The organism is Rhodococcus sp. ARC_M12 (genome assembly GCF_022810385.1).
GTDB lineage: Bacteria > Actinomycetota > Actinomycetes > Mycobacteriales > Mycobacteriaceae > Rhodococcoides > Rhodococcoides navarretei.
Genome location: NZ_JALGQI010000022.1, coordinates 87,350 through 98,353, shown reverse-complemented (window position 1 = coordinate 98,353; position 11,004 = coordinate 87,350). Strand labels below are relative to the sequence as shown.

Sequence of the window (11,004 nt, the reverse complement as noted above, 5' to 3'; positions counted from 1 at the left end):
GGAATCAGAAACTGTTGATCACGATCGACCGGTCGATAGCCCTTCGCCACCAACACATTGTCCCGCACCACCGACAATGGGGCGCCTCGACACTCGAGACGCCCCACCATCAAAATGCGACAGCCCCCCAGGGGCATTCAACCGCACCACTGCCGCAGGCACTCAGCCCTGGAGCATCCCCGGGACGGGACATGCATCGACGGCCTCGGCGACCACGAGCGGATCGTCCGGCACCGGCGGGCGCCGACCTTCTTCCCAATCGACGCCGACGAGCGGTGGATACGCGGCGAGAAGCTCGTTCTCTTCCGGGGTGTACGCGCGCCCTCGACTGAGGAAGCGGACTCCCTCGGGTGATTCGAGCGAAAACCCGCCGCCCCGGCCGGGTACCACGTCGAGCACGAGTTGTGTGTGCTTCCAGGCCTGGAACTGAGAACCCGAAATCCACACCGGCACACCATCGACACCGTCGGGGAGGTCGTGCGGAACCTCGCCCACCCCGAGCCGGAGGTCGATGTATCCGAGGAGGACGTCGCGGTCGCCGACGATGAATTCCCCTGCGGGATAACACATCGGCGACGACCCGTCACAGCATCCGCCGGACTGATGCATCATCAGTTCGCCGTGGATACCGCCGAGGCGACGGAGGAGATCCATCGCCCCGGCGGTGGTCTTCAGCCGCGCGGGCGGCCGAGCATTCTCCATCAGAAGAAGCCCTGTGCCTTCTGGGCGTAGCTCACCAGCAAGTTCTTGGTCTGCTGGTAATGGTCGAGCATCATCTTGTGGTTCTCGCGGCCGATACCGGACTGCTTGTAGCCACCGAACGCGGCGTGCGCGGGGTACTGGTGGTAAGTGTTGGTCCACACGCGACCGGCCTGAATATCGCGGCCGGCGCGGTAGGCGATGCCGCCGTCGCGAGACCAGACGCCTGCGCCGAGCCCGTACAGGGTGTCGTTGGCGATCTCGATGGCGTTGTCGTAGTCGGTGAACGACGTGACCGAGACGACCGGCCCGAAGATTTCTTCCTGGAAGATGCGCATATTGTTCTTGCCGGTGAAGATGGTGGGCTGCATGTAGTAGCCGCCGTTGAGGTCGCCGCCGAGCTGCGCACGCTCGCCGCCGGTGACGACCTGCGCGCCTTCGCCCTTGCCGATTTCGATGTACGAGAGGATCTTCTCGAGCTGATCGTTCGATGCCTGCGCACCGATCATCGTATCGGTGTCGAGCGGATCTCCCTGTCGCACAGCCTTGGTGCGGATGGCAGCGAGGGCGAGGAACTCGTCGAAGATGTCCGCCTGGATCAGCGAGCGCGACGGGCAGGTGCAGACTTCGCCCTGGTTGAGGGCGAACATCGTGAAGCCTTCGAGGGCCTTGTCCTGGTAGTCGTCGTTGGCCTGCAGCACGTCGGAGAAGAAGACGTTGGGGCTCTTGCCGCCGAGTTCCAGCGTCACCGGAATCAGGTTCTGCGATGCGTACTGCATGATCAGGCGGCCGGTGGTGGTCTCGCCGGTGAACGCGATCTTGGAAATACGCGGGCTCGATGCCAGCGGCTTGCCTGCCTCGACGCCGAATCCGTTGACGATGTTGAGCACACCGGCGGGCAGCAGGTCACCGATGATCGAGATCAGGTGCAGAATCGACGCGGGAGTCTGCTCCGCAGGCTTGAGCACGACGGCATTGCCGGCTGCGAGAGCGGGGGCCAGCTTCCAGACGGCCATGAGAATCGGGAAGTTCCACGGAATGATCTGCCCGACGACTCCGAGCGGCTCGTGGAAGTGGTAAGCCACTGTGTCGCTGTCGATTTCGGACAGCGAGCCCTCCTGCGCGCGGATGCAGCCGGCGAAGTACCGGAAGTGATCGATGGCCAGCGGGATGTCGGCGTTGAGGGTTTCGCGAATCGGCTTGCCGTTGTCCCAGGATTCCGCCAGCGCGATGGACTCGAGGTTGTCCGCGATACGGTCGGCGATCTTGTTGAGGATCACGGCGCGCTCGGCAGCGGAGGTCTTGCCCCATGCGGGGGCTGCGGCGTGTGCGGCGTCGAGCGCGAGCTCGATGTCCTCGGACGTGGAGCGGGCGACCTCGCAGAAGTTCTCACCGGTGACGGGAGTCGGGTTCTCGAAGTACTGACCCTTGACCGGCGGTACCCACTCGCCGCCGATCCAATTGTCGTAGCGCGACTGGAACGACATGATGGAATCGGCGGTACCTGGACGGGCGTAGACGGACATTGAAAATCCTCCTGATCGACACGTGCTTCACAGTTGATGCGGTGTGTGATTCAGGACACTAGGCGGTGCAACGTTGCAACTAGGTTGCTTACGCCCGACCGGACGGTCCTCGGATCCTGCAGTCAGATTCCGAGATCGCGGTCGAGCAGATCGATACGCGCGCTGACCTGCCCGTAGAGCGCGGAATCTCTGCTCAGGGTGGACCGGTAGGCCTCCCAGGCGACCACATCCGAGCGACCGTGAATGGACGATGTCCACTGGGCCAGCAGCACCGGATCCCCGAGTCGGAGCAGCGCTGCCTGCATTCGAGACCGCAATTCCTCGCGGATCTCCTCGATACCGGGCGCGGACGATCCGGGTAGCACCGGGCCGGAGTAGATCCGAAGGGCGGCGTCGACGTCGCCGCGATCGAGGGCGCGGCGAATATCGCCGACGTCGGAGGACAACTCTCCGACCAGACGGTAGGGGCGCGACGCCAGGCCTGCGGTTCCGAATGTCTTACGCAGTCTCGACATCTCGGCGCGGATGGTCACGGAGTCGAGCTCGTGCTCGTCGAGCAGCACGGCGAGGTGGTCGGAACTGAGGCCCTCGGGATGCTCACCGAGCAGAAGCAGGATCTCCGCGTGTCGTTGAGAGAGCGGTATCCGGCCGGAACTCCGCACCAATCCGGGCCGACCCGATCCGAGAACTTCGAGCCGGGGAGCTGTGTCGCCCAACGATTTCGGTGAATTCATCAAATGCAGCCGCAACTCGGATTCGGCCGCGGCGACGGTGGCACGGACCAGCGAGAGCACCTCGGGTACCGCAACGCGCGGGCCACCGGTGATGTCGATGGCTCCCAGAATGTGGCCACTGGTGGGGTGGTGCACCGGGGCCGCCGAGCAGCTCCACTCGTGCACCGAACGCGAGAAGTGCTCGGACGCGAAGATCTGCACGCTGTGGTCGACCGCGAGCGCAGTACCCGGGGCATTGGTGCCCTTGCTCTCCTCGCTCCAGTCGACCCCCTCGGCGAAGTCCATCGTGAGCGCTCGGTCCTTCGCCGCGGAATCACCCTCGACCCACAGCAGCCGGCCCTCGGCGTCGGAGATGGCGACGAGCAATCCGGTGTCCGACGCGTCCTCGACCAGCAGCTTGCGGATGACCGGCCGGATGATGGACATCGGATGCCCGTTGCGGTAGCGCTCGAGATCCGGCCCGGTCAACGCGGGAGTGTCGTTCCCGCCGTCGGGATCGACGCCCTTGGTGCGACTACGCATCCACGAATCGAGCACCACCGAGCGAACCGTCGAACCGTGAGTACGAATGTCGTCGACGAAAGATTGATGGGCACTGGACATTTGGCGCGCGAGCACAGCGATGTCCTCGCCGGGGCGCACTGCGACCCAGGGGTTGCCGCCACTGTCCGATCGGCTTGCCATTCGACGCTTCCTCCGTGACCTGTCCACATCGCTGTAACCCAGCTCACAAGCAAGGATACAGCCGGGGCCGACGGAACGGCGGTGGCCGGTCCCGCCGACCGCGAGCGCCTACTTCTTCTTGACTGCCGAGGTGATGATGTCGTTGCTGGTGTCACCGCTCGACTTGGCCCGCTTGTCGGCGCGCTTGTCCTTGAGTGATTTGCCGGATTTCTTGGTCATCGTGTTGCGGGGCGATTTGTCCGACATAGCAGTAACCCATCTATTGGGGAACCTGAACGGTCCCCAGACCACGAACGCTACGCCTTCACACGACTGCGGTGGTCAACTCCTGCACACCGCCTCATTCCGCAGGCTCCACTCCCATCCACCGGGTCATTCCGCAGGCTCCACTCCCATCCACCCGGGTCATTCCGCAGGCTCCACTCCCATCAGCGCCACGGCACGCTCGGCGAACATGATGGCCGTCGCATGCGGGCCGCGACTGGGCACCACCGGGAACGCCGAGGTATCGACCACGAAGACTCCGTCCACCCCGCGCACGCGGCAGTGATCGTCGAGCACCGACTCCGGATCGGACTCGGGCCCCATCTTGGCGCTACCGGACATGTGCAGCGACGTGCCGAGTGCCGCGAGAGGGTCGTCGATCGCGGGCACTTCGACCTCGACCGCCATGGACGGCGATGCGAGCAACTCGCGCGCCAGTTCGACGCCACCTCGCATCGCCCGCCGGTCACCGTCGGATTCGAGATAGCGGTATCTCACGTCCGGGGCCTCGAACGGATCCGTGCTGCGCAGCGTGATGCTCCCTCGCGCCGTCGAGCGCATGAGCCCGACCCCGAACACGTGGGGCACACGCGAGAGACCGGAGATCAGTTGGTCGAACCTCCTGGTGTACGGCCTGATTTCCACCTCGCCCGCATGCAGAACCGCCTCCAGCGCAGGCGATGGCGTCGACCTGTCGTTCTTCGTGACGAAGGGAACGGCAACCTCGGGATGATCGCTGAAACCGTGACCTACTCCCGGACTGTCGGCGATGACCGAAATGCCAAGCGCAGCAGATCCTTCGGACGGTCCTATGCCGGATCGAAGCAACAGAGCGGGGGTGTGCACCGCGCCGGCCGAGACGACGACGGTGTCCGACTCGACGACTCTGCGTACGCCGTCGACGATGATCTCGACCCCGATCACCTTGTTGCGCTTGAATATCAACGACGACACCGTCGAATTGCCCTGCACTCTTAGGTTCTTTCGTCCCGCGACCGGCAGAAGATAAGCCAGAGCGGCACTTACGCGTGTCCCGTCGACGACGTTCGACGGAACGATGCCCACTCCCCCGGCGGCAGCGTCCGGAGAGTTCATGTCCTCACGGAATCGAAAGCCCGCGTTCGTGGCCGAATCCACGAATGCCGCCGTCAGGGGATGTCGATCCTGCATCGGAGCGCGCGAGACCGGCATCGGCCCGCGGGTGCCGTGCCACCGCCCCCTCGCTCCGGCGTCGAGGTCGGTTTCGGAGCCGATGTAGAACGGCAGGACCTGATCGAAAGACCACGCCGACTGCGGCCAGGCGTCGAAGTCGCCAGGCGTGGCGCGGATGAAGTAGCCGCCGTTCACTGCTCCGGAGCCTCCCAGGACCCGACCTCGCGCAATCGTCCGTGAGACACCCGCCGCGAGTTCGGCCGGATAGGTTCCCACCCATTCGCTGCCGGGGCCGATGGGAAGCGTCGACGCGTCGAGCAAGGCCGCCGGGACATCGGCGACGCCGGAGAATGCCGGTCCGGCTTCGAGCAACAGCACCGACCGATCGGGATTCTCGCTGAGCCGTGCGGCGACGACGCAGCCGCAGGAGCCACCTCCGACGACGATGACGTCGACGAACTCGGTGGGGTTCACACCGTCGACGAGGCCGGCCGGGATCGCACCACGTCAGCCGTCGAGTCGAGGCTTGAGCGCGTCCAGGCTGCGAGCTGCCAGTGCGCCGCGCCACAGCCCCGCGCCGTAGGCGACGTCGTCGGCTCGCTTGTAGAAGGCATACCGAACGGGATCGAGGCCCCCGAGTTCACGGTGCTTGTACCAATCCGAGAATGCCTCTGCCACAGCCAATCCGAGCGCTATTCTACGAATACGGCTCGACAGCAGCACGGCGAGCAGGGTGATCGGCCAATAGTGCCGACACAGAGCCGACGCCAGTTGCCACAAACCCGCCACAAAACCCTCTGCCGCCAGAATGGCTGCGATGCGAGTGGGCTGATCCAGACCGACGAACATTCTGCGAAGACGGACGATCGTCACGCCGAGCGTGGCGGCCGCGCCGACGAGCCCGAGCCGCGTCAGACTGGCGGCAAGCAGGCAGGCCACCAACGTCCACGGAGACATGGCGATCGGCGGCACCATTCCCGGATGCCGAGCGGACAACGGTGTGGCACCGGTCCCGTAGAACAGCTTGCGCGCGAACCACTCGCCGAAGGTGACGCGATGCTCGTGCGCGACGTGGGCGACGGGCTCGTACCGCAGCCGCCACCCCGCCTCCTGCAATCGCCAGCACAGGTCCACGTCCTCGGCCACGTGCATCGACTCGTCGAACCCGTCGCAGTCCATCGCCACGGATCGGCGGATCAGCATCGCGGCGCTGGGGACGTACGAGACCGAGCTACCTGCCCGCACCGCCGCTTCCTTGCGGCCCAGGTCGAGCGACGAGCGAGCGTGTTCGTACCGGGCGAGAGCACTGCCCTCGGGCTCGAGGGCGACGATGCGGGGTGCCACCAGAGCAACCGCCGGATCCGAGAAGTGACCCAGCATCACCTCGAGCCACCCCTTACGCGGGACGACGTCCGAATCCAGAAATGCCACGAAACCTGTTGTTGCACAGCGTAAGCCAGTGTTTCGCGCCGCAGCCGGCCCGCGTGAGTGCTCGTGCCGCAACACCGTCACACTGCCCACACTCCACGAGATCTGCGGCATGGCGACCGGGACGTCGGACCCGTCGTCGACGATGATCACGTGCAATCCGTGCAGCGCCGCGATCAGTCGCTCCAGCCCTGCCTCGTTGTTCTTGAGCGGTACGACGACGGTGACGTCCGACGGCGACGGGATCGACATCGGCCGCGGGTTCCCGACCCCGGAGTCCAGCAGCTTGCGCGCCACGAGAGCGGACTGCGAATCCGTCACTTCGATGAATCCGTCGCCGATCATCGCCGCAGCGGTCGGTGCGAGCTTGAGCATGCGGGTCGGTGAACCACCGATCAGGACGCGTCCTTCGGAGAAAGTGCGTACGCGTGGATCGACTCGCACCCCGAAGCCGTCAGGCAACCGACCTTCACCCATCAGGAGATCGTAAGCGGACAAGCCGCTGGAGTGTCGGCCACCCGAGAAATCGGAAGGAACATACCTGGCCCCCGTTTCTCGCGGCGTCACGACGGACCCCCCAGCAGGCGATTCACGGATTCGGTCATGCGATCACACCGTGCTCGGAGGGACTCCATCTGCGCACCGCTTCGGCGGCGCGGGCGCTGAGGGCCTCGAACAGTCGTTCACCCTCCTCCGAATCGGCCCCGGTGGGATTGCCGAGCACGCCGTTGGCAGTGATCGGTGCCAATCCACCGTCGCGAAGTGCCGGCAGCAAAGCGGCGATGTCGGTCACATTTCCCACCTGTGCCTTCGTCATGTTCACGGCCTCGGGCGAAAGGTGCAGTAGCAACGACGTTTCGGTCCGTCCGGCGTGAGCATCTGCTCCTGGTACGGCGCATGGGAACCACACGACATCGCGTCCCTCGTACCGGAGCAGCAGCACTGCGGATCGCACGGTGGGCCCGTTCCCGCCGTGTCCGTTGACGAACACCACCCGCTGGGCCCACCGGCAGGCGGAGCGTCCGTACTCCACCAGGAGCGTTTCGAGCGCAGCGGCGCCGATCGAGACGGTGCCGGGAAAACCCTCGTGCTCGCCGCTCGCCCCGTATGCGATAGGGGGAGCCACGACCGCGTCCGGGATGCTGCGGGCGACGGCGTCGGCGATACGGGTGTCGGTGTCGAGGGGAAGGTGCGGTCCGTGCTGTTCGATCGAACCGACCGGCACGACGAGGGTCCTCGAACCATCGACGTCCGTCCAGTACTGCGCGCCGAGGGGATCCGTGGCCATGGACGCAGATGCTATCGGATGGAACGGAACCGTCACGCCGCCGAAACACACCGTCGCTAATGTTCGAGTCGTGCCACCCCGCCGTCGGTCCATATTGCTCTCGCAATTGTCGATATCGACTCCCGGTGGACCGCAACCGGCAATTCTACGAGAATTGCGGCGGGTAATTCTCGCCGGCGACGCTCCACCGAATACCCCGATTCCACTCAACGAAGTGGCGGAACTGTTCGGAGTGAGCCGAATTCCGGTGCGAGAATCCCTCAAGACACTGATCGGTGAGGGATTGGTCGATCATCGACCGAATTTGGGCTACACAGTCGCTCAGCTGACCGCCGCCGAACTTCGCGAAATGTACATCGTGCGAGAGGTTCTCGAGACTGCAGCACTTCCGGTCGCGGTCGATCTGGCGACCGACACCGACCGCGAACACCTCATCGAGGTCAACAGGCAACTCGAGGCCTCCCTCGCCCAGGACGACTCGCGGGAATATCACCGCCTCTCACGTGAATTCCACCTGTCGCTGACGCGCCCGTCCCGAATGCACAGGTTGCTGCACATGCTCGAATCCGCCTGGAACATCACCGAACCCGTGCAACCCATGGTGCATGTCGCCGGGTCCGACCGCGCGTCTCTGCACAGCGACCACGCCGACATGCTCACGGCATTCCTCGCCGGCGATTCCGCGGGACTGCTCAGCGCAGCACAGCATCACCACACGCGCCTCAATTCGGTGATTTCGACACTGTCCAACGATCACGGATTGTTTGCCGATCCACCCTCGGAAACGCCCCGCTGAAGATATATCGCTCACGTCACGAGCGCGCAACACTTCGCCGCTAGCTTTTCCTCATTCACTCGTTCATCTCCTTCGTTCGTCTCATACGCCTTGCCGTCAGGAGCATCGATGACAGATACAGCGCACGGTCCCGCTCAAACGGGAGATCTCGTGGAAGCCGCGGGCCACCCCGTCGGCGGTGGACTGATCAAGGACAGCTACGACCCGCGGCTGACCAACGAGGATCTCGCTCCGCTGAAGAAGCAGACCTGGACCTCGTACAACCTCTTCGCCTTCTGGATGTCCGATGTGCACTCGGTCGGCGGCTACGTGACCGCGGGCAGCCTGTTCGCGCTCGGTTTGGCCAGTTGGCAGGTGCTGATCGCATTGCTGGTCGGCATCACGATCGTCTACTTCTTCTGCAACCTCGTCGCCAAGCCGAGCCAGGTGTCGGGAGTTCCGTATCCGGTCATCTGTCGCAGCGTGTTCGGTGTGCTCGGTGCCAACATTCCGGCGATCATCCGTGGCTTGATAGCGGTTGCCTGGTACGGCATTCAGACGTTCTTGGCGTCGGCTGCCCTCGACATCGTGTTGATCAAACTGTTCCCGTCTCTCGGTCCGTACGCCGTCACCGCCGACTACGGTTTCGCCGGGCTCTCGTTGCTCGGTTGGGCGAGCTTCCTGTTCCTGTGGGTCGTCCAGGCCGCGGTGTTCTGGCGCGGGATGGAATCGATCCGCAAGTTCATCGATTTCTGCGGCCCTGCCGTCTACGTCGTGATGTTCATGTTGTGCGGCTATCTCATCTGGAAAGCCGGCTGGGGCGCAATCGATCTGACCCTCGGCGACGTCGAGTACACCGGCTTCAGCGCCGTTCCCGTCATGCTGGGAGCCATTGCGCTCGTCGTCTCGTACTTCTCCGGTCCGATGCTCAACTTTGGTGACTTCTCTCGCTACGGAAAGTCGTACGCCGCCGTCAAGAAGGGCAACTTCCTCGGTCTGCCCATCAACTTCCTGGTCTTCTCCATCCTCGTCGTCGTCACCGCATCGCTGACTCTGCCGGTGTTCGGTGAGCTGATCACCGACCCCGTCGAGACGGTCGCCCGCATCGACAGCACCTTCGCCATCGTCCTCGGTGCCCTCACCTTTGCCATCGCGACGGTCGGCATCAACATCGTCGCCAACTTCATCGCTCCGGCATTCGACTTCTCCAACGTCAGCCCGCAACGCATCAGCTGGCGCGCCGGTGGCATGATCGCGGCAGTGGGTTCGGTACTGATCACCCCGTGGAACCTGTACAACAATCCCGAGGTCATCCACCTGACGCTCGAGACACTGGGCGCGTTCATCGGGCCACTGTTCGGAATCCTGATCGCCGATTACTACCTGATCCGTAAGCAGCATGTGGCGGTCGACGAACTCTTCTCGATGTCCAAGACAGGCCTGTACTGGTATTCGAAGGGCTACAACCCGGCGGCGGTGTACGCGACCGTCGCGGGCGCGGCGGTGGCGATGTTCACCGTGCTGTTCAACGGAGCCGTCGACGGGCTGGAGATCGCCGGTATGTCCACCGCTTCCAAGTACAGCTGGTTCATCGGTTGTGGCATCGGATTCGCCTCGTACTACTTCCTCGCGACGCGAACCAAGCTGGCCGTCACCAACTTCGACGCTCCAGCGAAGGCATAGGATCTGTTTCGTGCTCATCAAGGTCATCAACCCGAACACCACCAGTTCGATGACCGCAACGATCGGTGACTGTGCCCGGGCCGTGGTAGGCCCGGGCACGGTCGTCGACGCGGTCAGCCCCTCGATGGGGCCCGTTTCGATCGAGAGTCACGTCGACGAGGCGCTCAGCGTCCCCGGCATTCTCGCCGAGATCGCCCGCGGCGAGGCCGCTGGTGTCGACGGTTACGTCATCGCCTGCTTCGGAGATCCCGGTATCGACGCAGCCCGCGAGCTGGCGGCCGGGCCGGTCGTCGGCATCGCCGAGGCGGCCATGCACGCCGCGAGCTTCCTGGGCCGAGGATTCAGCGTCGTCACCACGCTCGGACGCACCATCGGGCGTGCCCAGGATCTGGCGAACCACTACGGCTTCGGACGCCACTGCCTCGGCATCCATGCGTGCGAACTGCCGGTCCTCGATCTCGAGACCGACCCCGATGCCCGCAAGATCGTCACCGAGGCGTGCCGCGTCGCCGTCGAGACCGACGGCAGCGACGCCGTCGTGCTCGGATGCGCGGGCATGGCCGATCTGTGCCAACACATTTCGGCCGAGATCGGAGTACCGGTGGTCGACGGTGTGGCCGCGGGAACCCTGTTCGTGCAATCCCTCGTCACCTTGGGCCTGAGCACCGGAAAGCGCGGCGAATTCGCCACGCCGACAGCCAAGCTCTACACGGGGATGCTCGAAGGTTTCAGCAGGCCTCCCGCTGACCCGATCCGGTAAGCGCTTCCACC

The 11,004-nt window shown here is 64.5% G+C and carries 10 protein-coding genes; 3 read left to right on the top strand and 7 right to left on the bottom strand.

What is annotated here, in order from left to right; translation table 11 throughout:
• Positions 1-162: 162 nt before the first annotated feature.
• From MTX35_RS23710 to mftE, 7 genes are all read right to left on the bottom strand, one after another.
• Positions 163-702, bottom strand: a complete 540-nt coding sequence (locus tag MTX35_RS23710) for a DUF779 domain-containing protein (RefSeq protein WP_243597270.1) — start codon at positions 700-702, stop codon at positions 163-165.
• Positions 702-2,225 (bottom strand): aldehyde dehydrogenase, encoded by a 1,524-nt coding sequence (gene adh, locus MTX35_RS23705; protein ID WP_243597269.1) that lies wholly within the window; start codon positions 2,223-2,225, stop codon positions 702-704. The genes MTX35_RS23710 and adh overlap by 1 nt, the downstream gene beginning before the upstream one ends.
• Before the next feature lie 122 nt (positions 2,226-2,347).
• Positions 2,348-3,643 carry a transcriptional regulator gene (locus MTX35_RS23700; protein ID WP_243597268.1) on the bottom strand — a complete coding sequence of 432 codons (1,296 nt, stop codon included), beginning with the start codon at positions 3,641-3,643 and terminating at the stop codon, positions 2,348-2,350.
• A gap of 108 nt (positions 3,644-3,751) precedes the next feature.
• Positions 3,752-3,889, bottom strand: a complete 138-nt coding sequence (locus MTX35_RS23695) for a hypothetical protein (protein ID WP_167326762.1) — start codon at positions 3,887-3,889, stop codon at positions 3,752-3,754.
• Positions 3,890-4,048: 159 nt separating this feature from the next.
• Positions 4,049-5,533, bottom strand: coding sequence for a mycofactocin system GMC family oxidoreductase MftG (gene mftG, locus MTX35_RS23690; protein WP_243597267.1), 1,485 nt, complete (start codon positions 5,531-5,533; stop codon positions 4,049-4,051).
• A 33-nt stretch (positions 5,534-5,566) separates the two neighbouring features.
• Positions 5,567-6,964, bottom strand: a complete 1,398-nt coding sequence (mftF, locus tag MTX35_RS23685; protein ID WP_243597266.1) for a mycofactocin biosynthesis glycosyltransferase MftF — start codon at positions 6,962-6,964, stop codon at positions 5,567-5,569.
• 124 nt (positions 6,965-7,088) lie between these two features.
• Positions 7,089-7,775 carry a mycofactocin biosynthesis peptidyl-dipeptidase MftE gene (mftE, locus tag MTX35_RS23680; protein WP_243597265.1) on the bottom strand — a complete coding sequence of 229 codons (687 nt, stop codon included), beginning with the start codon at positions 7,773-7,775 and terminating at the stop codon, positions 7,089-7,091.
• Positions 7,776-7,845: 70 nt separating this feature from the next.
• On the opposite strand from mftE, the gene MTX35_RS23675 reads away from it, so the two are divergent.
• From MTX35_RS23675 to MTX35_RS23665, 3 genes are all read left to right on the top strand, one after another.
• Positions 7,846-8,571, top strand: a complete 726-nt coding sequence (locus MTX35_RS23675) for a GntR family transcriptional regulator (RefSeq protein WP_243597264.1) — start codon at positions 7,846-7,848, stop codon at positions 8,569-8,571.
• Between the two features lie 108 nt (positions 8,572-8,679).
• A complete protein-coding gene (locus MTX35_RS23670; RefSeq protein ID WP_243597263.1) occupies positions 8,680-10,233 on the top strand; it encodes an NCS1 family nucleobase:cation symporter-1 in 1,554 nt (517 codons plus the stop codon).
• Positions 10,234-10,243: 10 nt separating this feature from the next.
• Positions 10,244-10,993 (top strand): aspartate/glutamate racemase family protein, encoded by a 750-nt coding sequence (locus MTX35_RS23665; protein ID WP_308198164.1) that lies wholly within the window; start codon positions 10,244-10,246, stop codon positions 10,991-10,993.
• The last annotated feature ends 11 nt before the right edge of the window (positions 10,994-11,004 follow it).